Source organism: Mucilaginibacter yixingensis (assembly GCF_041080815.1).
Classification (GTDB): Bacteria; Bacteroidota; Bacteroidia; order Sphingobacteriales; family Sphingobacteriaceae; genus Mucilaginibacter; species Mucilaginibacter yixingensis.
The window spans coordinates 2,276,806-2,296,301 of the sequence record NZ_CP160205.1 but is presented as its reverse complement, the minus strand read 5'-3'; the positions used below and the strand labels follow the sequence as shown (position 1 = coordinate 2,296,301).

Below are 19,496 nucleotides of genomic sequence, written 5' to 3'. Positions count from 1 at the left end.
GGTTTCCTGAACAAAGTGAACAATGGTTTTATGTAAAATTAATATTTTGATTACCAGTAATTTAATTGACGAATTTCAATTCTGCTTAAAAATAACGGTAAGAGCAAATAACCTTTTATGTTCAGGCACTGCACGTAATGAACAAAGAATCTCCGCAATGCACACGATAGCTTTGAGATACATCAACTCCCCCATTTAATAGCTTTGGTTTATAGGTGAGGGTGTGGTGCATGTTAAGTAAACAACCTATACCTGTGCGCAGCATCCACCTATTAAAAATAGCCGCTACTCTCGTTTTTGCCGCAGCTTGCTTTTTGTACAGCAGCAGCGCTAACGGGCAGACATGTGCTACACCTCAGGTTAGGGTTTACGCAAACACTCAACAAAACAATACAGGTACGCTAAGCAGCGTTTCAAATGCAAGCCTTGCTGTTGACACAGATCCATCTACTGCTTCTACCCTTACCCGTACTTTAGACGTATTAGGCATTCTTTTTCCGTCTACCCTTACCCAGTTTTTAAATTTCAGTTCTACCGTACCAGCAGGTACAGCCGTTACCATCAAACTAAAATCGGCCAGTGGTTTGGTTGGATTGTTAAATACCATTACCATACAGCCATACACTAGTCTGCAAAAAGTTGGCGGTACCTGGCAGGCTACCAATGCCGGTCAATCATTTAGCGGCACTTCATTACTTGGGGCTGTAAATTCTGGCGGTGAAATAGAACTAACTATCACACCGCAATCGGCAGCTGGGGTTACTGTGCCTTATGATGGTGTGTCTATCAGTTTGGGAGGCGGTATCACTCTCGATCAAAACGTGAACGTTTACGGCGCTTATTATACCAAAAATGTAACTAACGGTACTACTACCACCTGCTCCACTCCTGTTGATGTGCTATCTGGTATTCGAGATGGAGGCCTGCCGCTCGGCATCAGTTTGCTCAATGTTACAACATCGGTTACCAACCCACGCAATGCTATAGATGGCGATGCAACTACTTTTGCAGACTTAACCGTCGACCTTACCGCTGCCCAAAGCGAGGCTTATCATACCACTGTATTCGGCGCACCATCACAGAAGGGTGATATGTTAAAACTAATTCTACAAAACTCCACCGGTAGTTTACTTAACCTTAATTTGCTGGATGGTTTTTCTATTCAGTTGTATAATGGCTCCCAGGCTGTTGGCTCGCCGATAACGAGCTCCTCTACGTTCCTTTCGCTGTCGCTTTTTTCCAGCGCTACAAACAATGATAAATATGAGCTTGATATTACACCGCCTGACTCTTATGGGGCTTTTGACCGCGTAGAAGTATCTATCGGCGGTGTAAGCACAACAACGCTGGGCAGAAACGAGCTGAAGATATATGAAGTGAGCCGCACCATGCGCACGCCGGCTATAACCATAGGCTCAGTTGTTACCAACACCGGAACTGTATGTGCAGGCAGCACCTCTACGCTTACCGTCAATAACGCGCAGGATTGTACCAACTATACCTGGTATGATGCGGCGACTGGCGGCAATGTTAAAGGTACTGGAACCTCATTCACGCCTAATGCGGCCGATCTGAGCGAAGTTAACCCTAATAATTATTACGTGGAGGCCAGCAGGTCAGGCTGTTCTGAAGTATCAACCCGCACCAAGGCTACCATCAATGTTAATCCGCGGCCGTCAATTGTTACCTCAACTATACCGGGCATTTGCGGGGGGACAGCGGTTACTACGCTTAGCTATTCTACCCCGGTTAACTCACCTACCAGCTATACCATAACCTGGGATGCTACGGCGCACACAGCTGGTTTTGCAGATCAGACAGACCAGGGCTTGCCACCCAGTCCGCTAAGTATTCCTGTACCAACTACGGCGGCGGCAGGTACTTACAACGGCACACTCACAGTAAAAAACGCCAACGGATGTGTGAGCCAAACGCAACCGGTAAGCATAACTGTAATTGCAACACCTGCACAACCAACCATTGCAACCACACCATAACAGTCAGAATCAAATAATTAACACGAAACAAATAACAGCAAAACAGATGAAACAAAAATCTACTCTCAGAAAACTTGTGCTAACCCTGGGCATATTGCTCTCGGTTACGGCTACCCTAAAGGCCCAGATTGCGGCCCTTTCAGATTTCACTACGGGCACACAGGCAGCCTATTGTTCAGGCGACCATGTTAAGCTGACATCTGCAGCCACCGGCGCTTCAACGTATGTTTGGAAACGCTACGCAGGTGTGGGCACCGGCGGCACGGTAACAAACTTAAGCGAAACATCGGCCTCTCTTGATGACGCGCCAACTACACCGGGGTATTACACCTATGTATCAACCGCGGTAAACAGTGACAATTGTACATCTATAGATTCGCAGCCCTTTACCATCTATGTATTGCCGGGCATAAACGCTACCGCTACCGAAAATGCAGGCGGCCCAACCTCTTATTGTACCAACAGCTTCCCTACAAGCACAATGCAGTTAACAGCGGCAGTTAATCAAACTGCAACAACAACAGAAACGTTTGCCTATAACTATCAATGGTATAAAGATGGCACTGCTATAACAAACGCAACCAATGCTACTTATACTTTAACCCAGGCAAATGATGCAGCCGTTGGCGCACACCATTATACCGTAAACGTAACATTTAAAGTAAAACCAACCTGTGCGGCAACATCACCATCGGTTGATATTACGGTGAATGATATCCCTGGTCAGCCTACCATTACTATTACTCCTTGATAATATGTGTATTGCATCTAAACAATTGATGTAAAACTAAGATAACGATGCTGAAAAGGATTGGGATAGTTTGGATGATTGCATTGTTGCAACAAAGCCTTTGCGGACTGGCATTTGCCAGCCCGCATAAGGCATTTGCAGACGATCAGACACGCACTATCCAGCAGGGAAGCAGCGTAACGCTTACCGCCAACGCTCCGCCTGGTGATCCTCCTCCGGCCGCTTATCAATGGGTAAAAGACGGCCTGCCAATCAGCGGGGCTATCCGCAAAGATTTAGTGGTGAGCAGCGCAGGCCGTTATCAGGTAGTGTTATATAATGCCGATGGCTGCGAGTCAAAGCAATCAGACGGCGTAAACATTTTGGAGGCCCCTCCTAATATTTATGCAGACATGGCCATTGATGTGAAGGATGTGCGCTCGTCTGATAACCTGGACGATCCCTTTAAATACGTCATCAGCATCAAAAACAATGGTAAGGACGACGCCACATCGGTTAAGGTACAAGATCAGCTGCCCAACGAGATACAATTGCAACAATTGATTGCGCCATTAAAGGGCGATGCATCGGTATCGGGCAAAAACATTACCTGGAATATAGGTCAGGTAAAAGTGGGCGAAACTGCCGACCTGAGTATGATTGTTAAAGCGCTCAAAACCGGTACCATCACCAACGCGGCCAACGTAAGCGCGACAGAGCCTGATCCGGTACTGGCAAATAACACAGATAACGTAACTACGATTGTAACCGAACTGGTTATTCCCAACGTGTTTACGCCCAATGGAGATAACGTTAACGACACCTTTGTTATCCCCGGGCTGGATACTTACCCCGGCAACGAGCTAACCATAGTAAACCGATGGGATGCAACAGTTTACCGCAAAGTAAACTACAAAAACGACTGGACAGGTGACGGGTTGAACGAAGGCACCTATTTCTACATACTGAAAGTAAAGCAGCCTACCGGTAGCTGGAGCATTTATAAAGGATATGTAACACTGCTGCGTGCGCGGCAATAAATCAGGAGGCGATAATGAAAAAGAGAATTTTATTAGGGATGATACTGATAATTGTCGCCATACAAGCTAAGGCCCAACAAGACGCGCAATTAAGTCAGTACCTGTTTAACGGTATCTACATCAATCCTGCGTATTCGGGTTACAAAGCCGATCTGTATGCGCAGTCGTACTTTCGTTCGCAATGGGTGGGTATAAAGGGAGCACCTGTAAGCTATGCTGTTGCGGCTGATGGTTCTTTTAAAGATGACCATGTTGGTTTAGGCCTTACATTGGCCAGCGATAAAATTGGTGCACAAAGCTCATTTACCGCCTATTTTAACTACGCCTATCGGATACAGATAGGTGATGATGAAAACTCGAGACTGTCATTTGGTTTAGCTGGCGGCTTTGTTCAGTTAGGATTAGACGGCACTAAACTGAACGCTATCCAGGATAACGATCAATCTGTCCCGGTGACCTATCAAAGCACCATTGTGCCCGACGTTAATTTTGGCGTTTTTTACGGTAATAATAATTATTTCTTTGGGTTGTCGGCTACTAATCTGCTCGCCAAATATGCAGGCAAAAATCGCGAAAGCACAACCATTGCCCCTATTCCGCAGCCGCATTTTTATCTAACCGGCGGTGCACTGATTCCGTTAAATGACTATGATGGCATGATGCTGAAACCGGTAGTTTTGATAAAGGATGATACCAAAGGGCCTACAACTATTGATCTGGACGCTATTATGATTATGAACGAACGACTGTCTATCGGCGCGTTCTATCGTTCATCATTTAAACTCTATCCCAAACCCGCATTGCAAAACGATTTACCGCCCCAGGGAGCATTTGGTGCACTGGCAGAGTTTTTTGCTACGCCCAATATTCGCATTGGTTACTCGTACGATCATCAGTTAAACGCCTTAGGAAGTTATACCAGTGGTTCGCACGAGATCTCTTTAGGATTCTATTTCGGTCGATCGGGCAATGGCAACAGCAGCGAAGATTACAGCAGACGTTGCTATAAATTTTAACTACACCATTTCGGCTATAGGCTCTTCAGTAGCATCGTCCGCCCCTGCATCTATCGGTTTACGGTGCCACCAGCTGGCTAAGGTTGAACCGGTGATATTCATCAACGGGCCAAATACGGCAGGTGCCAAACCAACAGTAGCAATTTTTCCCATGGCTTTGGCTAAGCCAGATGCCATTCCTCCGTTTTGCATGCCTACTTCTATAGCCATGGTACGGCAATCGCGCTCAGGCATTCTAAATAGTCTGCCAGACCAATAACCCAATGTGTAGCCGGCCAGATTATGAATGAGCACCAGTAAGATTAACAGCGGACCGATATTCAACAAGCTATCTCTGCCAGCCGCTGTAATTACGGTAACAATCAAAGCAATACCAGTCATAGATACCACAGGCATGGCTTTGTCCAGCCATTTGGCACGACCGTGTAGAAAATGATTAAAGATCAATCCGGCGATGATTGGGAAGATCACCATTTTCATGATATCCCACATCATATTCTGTACGTCAATAGCTACCAGTTTGCCAGCCAGCAAATGCATCAGCAACGGTGTAAGCAAAGGTGATAACAAGGTAGAAACAGCCGTAATGGTTACCGATAAAGCCAGATTTGCTTTGGCCAGATAAGAAATAACGTTTGATGCCGTACCATTTGGACAGCAGCCAATCAACACCATCCCAGCCGCAATTTCAGGCGGAAAACCACTAACCTGCGAGAGTGTGAAGCCGATGAGCGGCATAATGATGAAATGCGCCGTAACGCCAATAAACACGCCCCGCGGGTTCTTCAATACGCCGGCAAAATCATGCAGGCTCATAGAGGTGCCCATACCAAACATGATGATCTGCAGCAACGGCGTAATCAGCGCAGCCAGCTTTAAACTACCCCACTGCTGAAAGTATTGCGGATAATACATCGCTGTTGAAACCGCCGCAAAAATGGCAATGGTAAAGGTAAGATTCTTCAGTTCGTCCTTAAAAGCAAACGCAATGGCCAGGCTTATAAACGCACCAATTAAAAGCGGGCCGCCAGACGCTACACCACGTATAAATGCTGTTGTGATAAAGGCCAGTAACGCCAATAGCGTTAAAACGACAAATATTTTATGAAGGAGTGTTTTTGTTGACTGAGACATTTTCTAAAAACCAAAATTCGGCTATGCCGTTGCCGATGATGCTTTATTTAAACAATCTTGCAAGATACGCGCAAAAGCTTTATCATTTGGCGGCGCAAAGATATAATTATGCTCGCCGGGAATTTCGTGTATGCTTACGCCTTTCAGCGCATAAGGTTTCCAGCCCAGGTTTTCAAAATCATCCATGTAAAAGGTAATCTTCTGCGCCCTGAATAATTCTACCCGGATTGGGTATGGTGCAAGCTTGTAATTGCGCTCGGCAAGTTCATTAGCCTCGTCGATTTTATGCGAATACCCTGAAAAGCCCTCCTTCGGCCCATCCGCTCCCTGAAATTTCCGTTTGAAGGTTACGATCCTTCGACGAATCATCTCGCTTTTATACTCAATAGTTCGTTTAGGCGATTTTGCCAGCAGCACAAATGAGTGAAGGATCTGCATAATAAAGAATCGAATTCTGTTAAAATACTTCTTTAACCAAAGATCATAATAATCTGACCTATAGGCATAAGTATCAAACATTGCAAGTAGTTTCACCTGTTTACCGCGGGCTTCCAGTTGCTTGGCCATTTCATAAGCAATAATACCACCAAATGAGTATCCAGCCAGCGCATAAGGCCCGTTGGGGTTTTGAGCGATGATTTCATTAACGTAATGCCCTGCAATGTCTTCCATCTTGTCATACGGTTCATCGATGCCATTTAATCCCCTGGCCTGCAGGCCATAAACCGGTTGATCCGAATCCATGTTCATGGCCAGTGTATTGAATAATAACACATTTAAGCCAGCGCCGTGCACTATATAAAGCGGCATTTTGCTACCGACAGGTTTGATAGGCACCAATGAATCCCAGGATACCGATTTACCGTCAATCTTCAACAGCAACGCCAATTGCTCTATAGTAGAATGCTGAAATAAACTGGCTAATGGTAAATTTTTACCTGTTTCTTTTTGCAAGGCAGTCATAATTTCCACGGCAATAAGCGAGTGACCGCCCAGCTCGAAGAAATCATCGTAAATGCCAATTTTCTCTATACCCAGATACCTCCTCCAGATGTCAGCCACCAATTGCTCTATAGAAGTGCGGGGCGCGGCATAAGCCATGCGTGCCTGATTGTGATCTGGCTCTGGTAGCGCCTTGCGGTTAATCTTGCCATTGGGAGTAAGCGGAAACTCTTCGACCACCATAAAATACTGCGGAACCATATACTCCGGCAGATTTTCACGCAGCGCATTGCGCCAGTTCTGTATTGCAGTACGGGTATCGGGTAAAAATTGTTGTGAAACCACATAAGCCACCAACGCCAGGTTACCCGATGCATCTTTACGAGCGTCTACAACTGCATCTTTTATTTCATTGATTTGATGCAGGTTATGTTCAATTTCCTGAACTTCTATTCTATAGCCACGAATCTTCACCTGGAAATCTACCCGGCCCAAACAAAGCAGTTCTCCATTTGGCAGATACTTGCCCAAATCGCCGGTACGATACATTTTGCTACCGGTTGTTGCGGTAAATGGATCGATTACAAAACGATCGGCAGTTAGTTCCGGCCGATGCAGATACCCCGGCGATACGCCGTCACCGGCTATAAAGATCTCGCCTGTAACGCCGGCAGGTAAGATATTCAGCTTTTCATCCAGAATATAAACCTGCGTGTTGGCAATAGGCTTGCCAATTGTAATATCGCCGTCCTCTAAAGTGATTTCCTTAACGGTCGACCAAATGGTAGTTTCCGTCGGCCCGTACATATTCCATAAGGCTTTGCATTTGGGCAACAGACGCGCGGCCAGTTCTTTAGGCAAAGGTTCGCCACCACATAACGCCTTTAATTGTAGTCGATTATCCCACCCAGCCTCTAGCATCATTTTCCAACTATAAGGCGTTGCCTGCATCAGCGTGATTCCTTCGGCTTTCACTATTTCCAATAGTCGGCGACCGTCACGGGCTTCATCGGCACTGGCAATATACACCGTGGCGCCTGTCACCAAAGGCAGGTACATTTCCAAACCGGCAATATCAAATGAGATAGTGGTTACCGCCAGTAACTTATCATCAGCGGCAATGCCTGGTTGCGCCTGCATACCTACCAGAAAATTAACCAGATTATAGTGCGCTATTTGTACCCCTTTGGGTTTACCAGTAGAGCCTGAGGTATAAAGCACATAAGCAATATCAGTGCCTTTAACATCTACTTCTACCGGTGTTGACATTTTGGATGCGCTCTGTTTTAATGCAGATTCCAAAGTCAATACCTGTGCCGGGCTATTGATCTGCTCCTGAATACGCTCTGAAACAATCAGCATTTTGGCTGATGAATCCTCCAGCATGTAGGCAATCCGATCAGCCGGGTATTCGGGATCGATAGGTACATAGGTGCCGCCTGCTTTCATGATTGCCAACAGCGTAATAATCATTTCGACTGAACGCTCTACTGCCAGGCCCACAATGTCGCCTTTGCTAATCCCCCTATCAACCAGCAATCGGGTCAATTGATTAGATCGTTCATCCAACTGGCGATAAGAAATTCTAACGCTACCTGCCACAACCGCAGGTTTATCATCATACTTAGCCGCTATTTCGCTAATCAGCGTATGTAGTGGTTTCTCTTTCGGATACCAGGTTTCGGTTTTATTCCATTGCGTAATAGTATCTATCTTCACTGGCTCGGCAGGCAATCCAGAGGTCTTGATATGCGCACGGGGGTCGGTTGTAAACGTCCTCAACAACACCTCAAAATTAGTCGCCAGCTTTTCAATTCCAGCCTGATTGAACAGTTGAGCGTTGTATGACCACTCTATGTTCAAGCCTTTACCAATATCGTTTAGGTTGATAAAAATCTCAAAATTCTCCGAGCGTCGGGCATTGCTTTTCAGCTCATGTTTAATGCCGTGAAAGCTGATGCCTGAGTCCATACCCATATCGCTATTAAACACTACAGGCACAAGCGGAACCCGGGATGGATCGCGTGGCAGATTCAGCTTCTTGAGTAAGCCGCCAAAGGTAATCAGCTGATGATCATATACATCCAGAATTTCGCCGCGGCGGCGCTTCAGGTAATCAATAAAGCAGATATCATCGGGCTCAAAGCTTCGAATGGGTAACAGATTAACGCAATGGCCTACCAGCCCTTGCAATCCAATAGCGGGCTGACCAGCCGATGGCACACCAACAACCACATCATTGCAGCCGGTTTGCTGCTGCATAAAAACCTCAAAAGCGGCTAATAACGTGGTAAGCACACTGGCCCCTGCCGCAAAACCAAGTTTTTTAACGGCAGCCGCCAAGGTTTCATCTATAGACGAATGATAATGTCCGCTGGTATAGGTGCGTAACGAGGGTCGTTCCTGATCTGACGGCAGGTTGAGCACCGGTGGCCGGGTTTGATATTGCTCCAGCCAGAATTTTTCAGCATCGGCATACGTCGCGCTTTCCTGAAAGTCCACCTGCTCGGCAGCATAGCTGCTAAATTTGGGTGCGGGTGGCAGATTAGGCGTCAGGCCCATCGCGTGAGCTGAATACAAGTTGCCCAACTCCTGCAGAATCACCCCGAACGACCAACCATCGCAAATAATGTGATGTAGCGTTAATGTCAGATGGTGCCGCTCTGCAGTTCGTTTGAATAATTTAACGCGAAACAAAGGCCCAAAAACCAGGTCGAACGCCGTTTGAGAGTTTCTGTATAGATAATCTTTAATAGCCTGTTCCTGTCCTTTTTCATCTTTACCAGAAATATCTTCAAAATGATAAGCAGGCTGCAGATAACGATAGATACACATCCTGGTGCCATCCGGACTAAACAGCGCCCGTAGTGATTCATGACGATCTATCAAACTATGCACCGCATTTTCAAATGCTGCCACATTGAATGAGCCGGTTAGCGTAAGACTAAAACTCTCATTAAAGGCACAGCTGGCTTCTACCCCACCAATTTTGCACGATAGCCATATTTCTATCTGCGGCTCTGTGGCCGGGGCTATCAGCAGTAATTCAGGGCCGGCAAAAGGGTCAAATTCTACCGGTTTTAATTTATATACAGGTTCTTCAGTTAGCAGCGACACGTTTATTAAGGTTTAGTTTCTATCTGCAAATATTTTCCCGGCACATCAGGATTCGGTACAAACCACGCTGGATGGCCGTCTTCATCTCTTCCTAATCTTGCACCAGGTTCTGGCGGCGAGTTAAACGGATCAAGTTTATCCGATGCCTCTGGCTCAGGCGTCTCTGATGGTAAAAAGCCGGCAACCATCAATTCTTCTACACTTTCGTTAAAAGCGTTGATTATAGCGTCAATCTCTGCGTCGGTATGTGCTTCGGTAAGAAAGCATGGAAAAATATCCCAGATGTGGATGTTACGATAACGCATCAGTGTAAATAACAACTCGCCATAAGCCAGCTCATATTTAAACTTTATCTTCCATAGCGAACCAAAGTTGGCGATATATAGCGGTAAATGATATTTAATACAGGTTGCATTCAGCGCATCGGCTAAGCGTTTTACCTTGGCGTTAACGCCTTGCTGCAACGCCAGACCTTTCAGTTTAAGGTAATCCAGACAGGCCTTAGCCCCCGCCAGCGCTAACGGATGGCGTACAAAAGTACCGGCAAAGTAGGTTACGCCAGCCTCGGGTACCGAGCCATCGCCATATTGCCAGGTGCCGCCGTCCAGGGCATCCATAAATTCGGGAACGCCGGCAATAACACCAATTGGCATACCGCCGCCAATAACCTTACCGTAGGTGCCAATATCGGCCCTGATATCAAAAATAGCTTGTGCACCACCCGGATGCATACGGAAGCCGGTGATCACCTCGTCAAAGATCAGAGCTGTGCCAGAAGCTTTGGTAATAGTGCGCAGTTCTTTCAAAAACGCTACAGGCTGAAATTCCGGTCGACGGCTTTGAACTGGTTCTACCAGTACGGCGGCCAATTCATGCGCACGCTGACGGATAATCTCCAATGATTCATCGGTACCGTAATCCAGTATCAGCATATTCTGCACCACCTCGGGCATAATGCCCGGAGCAGCAGGAACGGTTTTTAAGACCTTGGTACCTCGCACCAACACTTCATCATTAATGCCATGATATGAACCTGCAAAGGCCACAATTAACGAGCGACCAGTAACTGTACGTGACATGCGCATAGCGCCCAACACCGCTTCAGACCCTGTATTACACAAAGCCGAGCGCTCAAACCCGGTAAACTCATTAATCAGTTGGCAGACTTCGCCAGCCAACTCATGCTGTGGACCGATTTCGTAGCCTGCTTCCAGCTGTTTCTGGAAGGCCTCTTTCAGGAAATCCATGTTATAGCCCAAAAAGTTTGAGCCAAAACCGTTTAACGCGTCGATGTAATCATTACCATCCAGATCCCAAACATGGCTGCCTTTAGAGCGATTAACTACCAATGGATACACCATCTCCTTAGTAGCCGGACGGAAGCCCGAAACCACACGAGGATCAGCCATGCCATTGCGATGCTGTTGGGTATAAGCTTTGCTCTTACCTGTTTTGGCGTTATAACGTTTGGTGAGATTATTTAGATAATCCTGCTTATCGTCCGTTAGATCAGTAGTTTGTCTATCAATCCGGGCTGTAGCACCGAATGGCTTTTTGATTTCTACCATTTCTTCGGCAGTAATGCCATTGGGAGATGGTTGTGGCGTTACCTGCATCGGTACGTGATGCGCTACGCCGTTAACTTGTGTTTGGAGAGTACCATTACTATTTTGCAATAAAGCCACCTGCTGAGCCAGCAGATTCAATTGTTGCGTAATCAGATCCAGATGCGAAGAGCCGTTACCTGATACCGGTAATTGCGTTAAGGCCGGGGCCACCGCTGGTTTGCCGTTGCTGTGTATCGGTTGAAACTTATCCGCAGGCAGACTTTCATCTAAAAATTGCGCCAGCAAACTCACCGTACTATACTCCTCATACAACTTGCGGAAGGTAATTTGCACGCCAAACTCCTTCTTTAGGTTCATGGCTATCTGCGTGAGCAGCAGGGAGTCAAATCCGGCCTCGGCAAAGCTCATATCAACTGGTATTTGGCTCATGGGGATGCCAGACGCGCCTTCAAATATCTCACGGATCTTGTTGGCTAAAACAATTTCTCTCATTATAATATGTTGTACGGGGGACTCTTGAGTTTGTGCTAGTGCAGGTATTGGGGTAGGCAAAGTTGGTGTAGTTTGTGCCACTTTGCCCGGTTTGATCCAGTAATTTTTCCGGTCAAACACATATGTTGGTGCAGCTATCTTACGACGGCCCTGCTTATAATAAAACTTATTCCAATCTATATTAATGCCATGTAACCACAACCGGCCCAAAGCATTTAGAACCGGAATATAAGCTGATGCTGCTTGCTGGTCTAACCCGGCAACAGTTACCAAGTTTGGTTTAACATCTGCCTGATTTTTAGCAAGTGTGGCGGTTACGTTACCGGGGCCTACCTCTAACAGGATACGTTTATCGTTATCTTCTGTTAGTGTTTTTAGTGTTGCCGCGAAGTTCACCGTTTCGCGCATGTGGCGCGCCCAATAGTCGGCGCTGGTAGCCTGGGCATCAGTCATCCAGTTGCCGCTTACACCCGATAGTATCGGCAGTCTTGGCGTTTGCAATTTAACCGTCAACACCACCTTTTTAAATGGTTCAATGGCGGCCTCCATCATCGGCGAATGCAGCGCATGACTCACATTCAACACGCGCGATGGTATATTTTGTTCAGCAAGCGCATCGGCAAAAGTGGTTATCAAAGCAGGTCCGCCGGAAACTACGGTGAGGTTGTGAGCGTTGATGACGCCGATAGACAATCCCTCAGGCAAAAGCTTTTCAATATCCTGATAGGGCACCCGCAACGCCAGCATTTTACCCTCAGGCAAATCCTGAATGAGTTTGGCGCGGGCGGTAATCATCTTCAAGGCATCTTCCAGGCTGAAAACGCCTGCCAGGTGCGCAGCCACAAACTCGCCAATACTGTGCCCCAACAATGCGGCAGGCTGCACGCCCCAGCTTTGCCATAGCTGTGCCAACGCATATTCAATAGTAAATATGGCCGGTTGGATATAGTACGTCTGTGTTAGATTGCTTAATTTATCTCCCTTACTATCAGTAGGATATATTACTTCCCTGATATCATAACCAGCATATTGCTTAATCAATTCAGCACACTCGTCAATGGCATTTTTAAACACCGGCTCATGCAGGTAAAGATCTGCCCCCATACCCACATATTGCGCCCCCTGACCAGGGAACATAAAGGCAACTTCGGTGGCTTTCTCTTTAAGTGTATTTACCAGCAAAGGCGATACCGGCGTTGCTAATCTTGCTTTTAAATCGATATGATTTGCTGCTACCACAAAACGGCGGCGGTTAAACTCCGTACGGCCGATTTGAAGGGTGTAGGCCACATCAGCCAGATTATCCTGATCATCCAGTGTCTTTAATGCTTCCGCATAAGCATCACGACTGTATTCACTTTTGGCAGACCAGGTGAGTAGTTGATAAGGGCGTTCGCTTACGGCAGAAATAGTATCCTGCTCAAAATCCTGCAACACCACATGCACGTTTGTGCCGCCAACCCCAAAAGAGCTTACACCGGCGTTGCGTTTGCCGGTACTCTCCCAGTCCCTCAATTGAGTGTTTACCTTAAATGGGCTATCTATAAAGTTGATAGCCGGGTTTGCTTCATTATAAAACAATGATGGCACCAACACTTTATGATGCAAACAAAGCGCGGTCTTAATTAAACCGGCTACGCCAGATGCGGCAATCATGTGCCCCATGTTGCTTTTTACTGACCCAATGGCGCAGTATTGATTCTTACTCTGCTTACCAAAGGCCAGCTTCAATCCTTCCAGCTCTATCGGGTCGCCCAGTGGTGTGGCCGTTCCGTGGGCTTCAATGTAGCTAATGTCTGATGCGGAGATATCAGCATCTTGTATGGCAGATGCAATAGCACCGGCCTGTCCGGCTGCATTTGGTGCGGTGAAGCTGCCTTTGCCGGAGCCATCGTTATTAACGCCGGTTCCTTTAATAAGCGCATAGATGGTATCGCCGTCGTTTAAAGCATCTTCTAAAGGCTTTAACAATACAATACCTGCACTATCACTAAATACAGTGCCGGTTGCTGAGGAGTCAAATGTACGGGTGTGCCCATCACGACTCAGCATTGCGCCTTCATTGTACAAATGGCCGCTTTTTACGGGCGATGTAATAGTAACACCGCCGGCCAAAGCCATTTTGCAATACCCATTACGCAAGGCATCCACCGCCTGACTAACAGCCAATAACGATGTTGAACATGCTGAATACACGCTCACCGCCGGCCCTTTCAAATTGAGTTCGTAAGCGGTGCGGGTAGCGATATAATCCTTCTCGTTCATCGTCATCACCTGGAAAGCGCCCGCTTGTTCTACCGCTTCTGGATTGGTGAGAATATTGTTATAGTAATAAGAGTTATTAGCGCTGCCTGCCCATACCCCAATGCCGTCACCATATTGTGCGGGAGGGTAACCTGCAGTCTCTAGTACCTCCCAGGCAATTTCCATAAACAGACGCTGCTGTGGATCCATTAGCTCGGCCATACGCGGAGCCAGGTTAAAAAACGCGGTATCAAGGGCGCCCGGGGTATCTAAAACGCCGCGGGCCTTTACATATAATGAGTTGTTTTTTAGACTGTCAGGAATATTTTCATCAAGTTCTGCATCAGTAAAAAAACTCACGCCTTCTTTACCTTGTTTCAGCAGCTCCCAAAACTCAGCAACGTTTCGGGCACCGGGGAAGCGGCCGGCCATAGCAATGATGGCTATATCGCCTGCGTCATTTTTCTTACGTTGAGTTGGTAAAACCAATTGCTGCTGCTCACCATCAATATAAGCGGCAATACCTGCAACCGTAGGCGATTGATACACCCTGGTAACCGGCACAGTATAACCAAATTGAGAGCGCAGCGCAGATACGGTATTGATAGCCAAAAGTGAGTTACCTCCCAGGTCGAAGAAATTGTCATGAATGCCAATCTTATCATACTGTAACAGATCGGCCCATAGCCCGGCTAGGCGTTTTTGAGTTTGATTTGATGGGGCCTGATATAATGTGTTTAACTCGGGTCTATTGATAATTGGCGCGGGTAAAGCTTTACGATCTACCTTGCCACTGCTGGTTTGTGGAAATTCATCAAGCCAGATAAAGGCCGACGGAACCATATAATCGGGCAGGTTATCAGCAGCTTGTTTTTTTACGGCTTGCGTATTCTGTTCAGCACCCATTGCTACCAGATAAGCAATCAGGCGTTTTTGTCCGCCGCCATACTCGCGGGCAACAACGACGGCTTGCTTAACAAAATCGAGTTTGTTGATGACAACCTCAATCTCACCCGGCTCTACCCTATTGCCACGAATCTTTACCTGATTATCTATGCGGCCCAGATATTCAATATTGCCGTTCTCCATTACACGGGCCAAATCACCGGTACGGTAAATGCGTTTAGTTTGGCCCTGAGGTGATGTGTAGCCTATGAATTTTTCGGCAGTAAGATCGGGCCGGTTCAAGTAGCCTTGGGCCAGGCAAACGCCGCTGATGCAAAGCTCGCCCTGTGTGCCATTGGCGACTGGCTTTAATTCCTCATCGAGAATTAAAATCTCTGTATGATCTATGGCAACGCCAATATCCGGCAATGCTGGCCATAGTTCTGGGTCGCCGGTTAACTCCAATTGAGTAACCACATGGCTTTCTGTCGGGCCATATTGGTTAAACAATTTACAACCACGAAGGGCTTTAAAGAAGGCCACTATCTGCTCTGTGATCTTGAGCTGTTCGCCTGCCGTCATTACCTCCTGCAAGCTTCTAGGCAACAGATCATCGGCAGCAGCGGTTAAATATTGCAGGGCAACAAAGGGCAGAAAAATGCGATTGATCTGCTGCTCATCTGTATAATGCAGCAAACGCTGCGGATCTAACCGTGTTTCGTCATCCACCAACACCAGCGTGCCGCCGGTGGTTAATGTGGCAAATATCTCCTGAAAAGAAACATCAAACGTCAGCGGCGCGTATTGCAAGGTTTTAAAACCCGGTGCCGATGCTGAGTAGCGCTGCTGCCACTGCAGCAAATTCACCAGCGCATTGCCGGCCATGCAAACGCCCTTCGGTTTACCGGTAGAACCAGAGGTAAACAATACATAAGTTAAAGGATTTTCTAAAGCAATTTTTAGCGGCGTCGCCTGCGGATATTTCTCGTCTGAGTTAATGGCCCTCAGTCCCAAATCAGTAAATAGTGCGTTTTCTACCGAGCGGGCAATACAGTGAGTAATACCAGATTCGGCAATAATCTGTCTCAGGCGTTCAGCCGGATACGATGGATCAAGTGGCAAATAAGCTTTCCCTGATTTAAGAATAGCCAGCAGCGAAACAATGGTATACACACCGCGCGAGGCGCTTACCCCCAATATATTACTGGTGACGGCGGCGTTATTTATTTCTATGGCAAGCGCATCAGACAGGTCATTAAGCTCCCTGTAGGTAATCATTACATCACCATGAGCAACAGCTATAGCATCTGGCACCGCTTGGGCCTGATGTTCAAATTGCTGATATAGGTTTAGTACAATAGAGCTTTGCCGATCGCTTGTATCGGAAAAATAGTTCATGGTGAAAAATTCAGGAAAATATCAACGTTTCGATTTCAGTTCAAGTAGTTAAATATACCCCTACTTATCGTTAGAATTAAATTATTAATCAATTATTACGCAAAAAAGCTTACAACTATCAGTGTTGAAGCACGTTACTTTGCTCTGCTTCACTAATGTAACTGGTGGCATCTTCCGGCAACAACAACCTGTTTTTAACCAGATTTTGAACTGCTTTGGTCACCGCCTCTACATAGCCATTATGATTACCATAGCGCTCCTCCAATGAAAGCCTGGCGTCGCCGGCTGTTATACGTTCTGCTTTAGTTGTTTTAAATGGAATGTATTGCCCCGCGCTTTCACCGCCATCATTCTCTGCAAACGGTGCTGCACGTAATGCCCAGCCGGTATAAGTGCCGGTTGGAGCAGCTACTGGCGGCAAATGAATACCCGCCACCTCGTTACCATCGGCATCAACCTTAGATACGAAATTGGTATAGCTTGGGTATGGCATTGAAAGATCCGGATATTGCGATATAATACCCTGCCTGATCTGCGCGCCATAATTAAAGCAATAACGTGTAGTAATTAAGCCGGTATAAGTTACCCCCGGAATATCGGCCAGCCTAATTCTTTTTGGGCTACTGTACCTGTTAACGAGCCGTGTTGGGCTACAGCTAAAGCCGCTGTTCCGTTATTGCGACGTGGCACCTGGCTTTCTGGCGGTGCAATATTTTTAGTCACCCACTCATCCAAATCAACAAACAGGGCGCGCAAAACCGCATCCGGGCGCGTTGGGTTTTGCAATTGCTGGGTAACTCCCTTACCATGACCTCTGCCATGTTGCATGCCTGAAAGGAGGTAAAAACGCACATTAGCGGGATCAGGCAAATCATTGCCATTTAAATCGCTATGCAGTAAAGATGCCGCTTTTACCCAATACTCATTGGCCGAATTAACTTCCATTACCTTGGGCATTAATAACGGCATTGGATATCCGCCGGATCGTCCTGCGGTTAGGCCTGAATTAGGATCTGTGAGCACCGGATAAGCAAACGGAAATACCGCTTCCGGATATAAATGATTCTGGCGGTTGCGCTCTGTACGCCCAGGCTGGGCAAACCGGTAGTTGATACCAACTCCGCTCCCGCCGCCAAGCCAGTTCAGGATGCCATCTATTACCCTGCGGCCCATCTCGTCCACATTAAAACCCAGGGTTTGAAAATCATTGATATAGCGGGCTGGCTGAGATTCAGTATAGCTGAACGTGTAGTCTATGTTACCAAATAGTGGGTTACGGTTGCCATTATCATCAAAACCGTTGTTGCGCAGAAAAGAAACAAAATCGCGGGTTGATGCAAGTCCGATACCTGCTACCAGCGGATCTTTGGCATCGTAATAAAACTCATAAATGCCACTCGGTTTAAAAGGTGTATCTGCTGGTAACAACCGGATGGTGCGGTCGTTCACATACTCCCAGCTACCGGCAGGGAGAGTTTGCGGGGCATCATTCAGAAAAGCTTTGTATGTAAGCGTAGCATGTGCTTTATCAGTTGAAGCTGCTGCATAAGCTAGTTTATAGCTTTGCAGGCGATCATTATCACTCTCAATGTATTCATAAGATGGCCCTGTAATGGTTGATCCATCCGCTTTTTTTGCGACCGGTACGGTGATGGTTAACTTGTTATTTTCAGACGTTGCTGATATATCCCAACCGCACCATGCCAGCGTATAGCCTTGGTTCATCAGGAAAGCATCGCCCGCCTGTTCTGCGGTGCTGGGGTCATTGCCTCCGCTGCTTTTATTAAAATTACCAAACGTTTTGCCACCGCGATTAGGGATCTCTTCGAATAACTTACGATTACCGCGTAACAGATTGATGGGCTTGAGGATATAAAAATCCGTCGAGTATTCTACCATTCCCCGCTTATTGCGGGGCGCCAGCTGAATGTCAGTAATCTTAGCATTTTGGGGATCAAGTGGATTGAGTTCGCCATAGGCCTTGCCGCGGAGTTTTTCATACGCCCCTACATTGCCAAATTGCCGGCCTCCAAAAGCCGGTGACTCAATACTGGTAATTTCTATGCGCACAATTTTGGCATCGGCCTTAAAAAACAAAAAGACAGAGCAGGCAATGAGTAGTAGTTTCTTCATAGCGGTTTATTTATCCAACCTCATGTTTTTATAATTAGTTATTTCTACCATCATGCTACGCGGCTGTTCGGGGAAACGGTATTGATGCTTATCAAAATAGTGCGACCAGTAGGTGGTGTCTCTACTTTTATTACGGGCCACCTCATATTGGTAGGCTTCTTCCATCAGATATTTCTTAGCTTCGGCATAAGGCGGTTCATATTCATAAGTGATATTAAGGCCGTAATTATTATCTCCCAAACCAATATCGGCTCGAAGCATTTTTTCAAGTCCCCTGTTGAGTATGCTTATTTTAAGATTTTGTTTGCCCGGCTCAACGCGTAGCGGCACTTCTACAAAACGCTCGCTAATAGTATCGTTATAAATAATTTCTTTACCGCTGCTGATCAAGATGGCCAGCGGCTCCTGGTTACGACTATTGTTGGTTACAAATAACCGGATATTCTTCGGCTCATTTTTCTTGACTGCCGTATGCCAAAGCTTATGCCATGCCAAATAGAAGCAGGCAAACAATACCAGATAAGCGGTACCATACAGCGCGATATTCAATTTAGGTTTAGGCCGGGGCATATTGCAGACAGATGTAGAACTAATATCGCAACTAATTTCTGATAAAATAATTGTTTGGCAATGGCTACGGGTAACATTGTGATTACTTTTTGTAATGATGGATTACTGTAAAGCCATACCATTAGTATTGAATCTGGATGATAAAAATCGATCAGATTAATATACATTAATCTAAAAATCAATCAATTAAGAAAAACAAATCGACATCAAACACCCTGTAAATTAGGTCT

General features: G+C 46.5%; 10 protein-coding genes. 4 read left to right on the top strand and 6 right to left on the bottom strand.

The annotated features are described in order from the left end of the window. Positions 1-254 precede the first annotated feature (254 nt). Genes ABZR88_RS09100 through ABZR88_RS09085 form a run of 4 tightly spaced genes read left to right on the top strand, consistent with a single transcriptional unit; the run spans position 255 to position 4,783 of the window. A complete protein-coding gene (locus ABZR88_RS09100; RefSeq protein WP_146166533.1) occupies positions 255-1,997 on the top strand; it encodes a hypothetical protein in 1,743 nt (580 codons plus the stop codon). 46 nt (positions 1,998-2,043) lie between these two features. Beyond that, positions 2,044-2,748 (top strand): hypothetical protein, encoded by a 705-nt coding sequence (locus ABZR88_RS09095; protein WP_107828668.1) that lies wholly within the window; start codon positions 2,044-2,046, stop codon positions 2,746-2,748. Positions 2,749-2,795: 47 nt separating this feature from the next. Next, a complete protein-coding gene (locus ABZR88_RS09090; RefSeq protein ID WP_107828667.1) occupies positions 2,796-3,767 on the top strand; it encodes a gliding motility-associated C-terminal domain-containing protein in 972 nt (323 codons plus the stop codon). 14 nt (positions 3,768-3,781) lie between these two features. After that, positions 3,782-4,783 (top strand): type IX secretion system membrane protein PorP/SprF, encoded by a 1,002-nt coding sequence (locus tag ABZR88_RS09085; RefSeq protein WP_107828666.1) that lies wholly within the window; start codon positions 3,782-3,784, stop codon positions 4,781-4,783. Here ABZR88_RS09085 and ABZR88_RS09080 read toward each other — a convergent pair whose 3' ends face one another. From ABZR88_RS09080 to ABZR88_RS09055, 6 genes are all read right to left on the bottom strand, one after another. Then, positions 4,784-5,917, bottom strand: a complete 1,134-nt coding sequence (locus tag ABZR88_RS09080) for a bile acid:sodium symporter family protein (RefSeq protein ID WP_107828665.1) — start codon at positions 5,915-5,917, stop codon at positions 4,784-4,786. Positions 5,918-5,938: 21 nt separating this feature from the next. Further along, on the bottom strand, positions 5,939-9,976 hold the full coding sequence (locus ABZR88_RS09075; RefSeq protein ID WP_211309810.1) for a non-ribosomal peptide synthetase: 4,038 nt from the start codon (positions 9,974-9,976) through the stop codon (positions 5,939-5,941). Between the two features lie 5 nt (positions 9,977-9,981). After that, complete coding sequence (locus tag ABZR88_RS09070; protein WP_107828664.1) at positions 9,982-16,563, bottom strand: type I polyketide synthase; 6,582 nt, start codon at positions 16,561-16,563, stop codon at positions 9,982-9,984. A gap of 118 nt (positions 16,564-16,681) precedes the next feature. After that, a complete protein-coding gene (locus tag ABZR88_RS09065; RefSeq protein ID WP_107828663.1) occupies positions 16,682-17,056 on the bottom strand; it encodes an alpha/beta hydrolase domain-containing protein in 375 nt (124 codons plus the stop codon). 89 nt (positions 17,057-17,145) lie between these two features. Beyond that, entirely contained in the window at positions 17,146-18,696 is a 1,551-nt protein-coding gene (locus ABZR88_RS09060) for an alpha/beta hydrolase domain-containing protein (RefSeq protein WP_146166532.1), read from the bottom strand. Positions 18,697-18,702: 6 nt separating this feature from the next. Beyond that, entirely contained in the window at positions 18,703-19,266 is a 564-nt protein-coding gene (locus ABZR88_RS09055) for a hypothetical protein (RefSeq protein ID WP_107828661.1), read from the bottom strand. Positions 19,267-19,496 lie beyond the last annotated feature (230 nt).

Bases quoted from the DNA above. Each gene is read 5' to 3' on its own strand.
- ABZR88_RS09065 (WP_107828663.1), bottom strand. From the start codon at position 17,056: ATGCCATACCCAAGCTATACCAATTTCGTATCTAAGGTTGATGCCGAT.
- ABZR88_RS09090 (WP_107828667.1), top strand. From the start codon at position 2,796: ATGCTGAAAAGGATTGGGATAGTTTGGATGATTGCATTGTTGCAACAA.
- ABZR88_RS09070 (WP_107828664.1), bottom strand. From the start codon at position 16,563: ATGAACTATTTTTCCGATACAAGCGATCGGCAAAGCTCTATTGTACTA.
- ABZR88_RS09055 (WP_107828661.1), bottom strand. From the start codon at position 19,266: ATGCCCCGGCCTAAACCTAAATTGAATATCGCGCTGTATGGTACCGCT.
- ABZR88_RS09080 (WP_107828665.1), bottom strand. From the start codon at position 5,917: ATGTCTCAGTCAACAAAAACACTCCTTCATAAAATATTTGTCGTTTTA.
- ABZR88_RS09060 (WP_146166532.1), bottom strand. From the start codon at position 18,696: ATGAAGAAACTACTACTCATTGCCTGCTCTGTCTTTTTGTTTTTTAAG.
- ABZR88_RS09095 (WP_107828668.1), top strand. From the start codon at position 2,044: ATGAAACAAAAATCTACTCTCAGAAAACTTGTGCTAACCCTGGGCATA.
- ABZR88_RS09085 (WP_107828666.1), top strand. From the start codon at position 3,782: ATGAAAAAGAGAATTTTATTAGGGATGATACTGATAATTGTCGCCATA.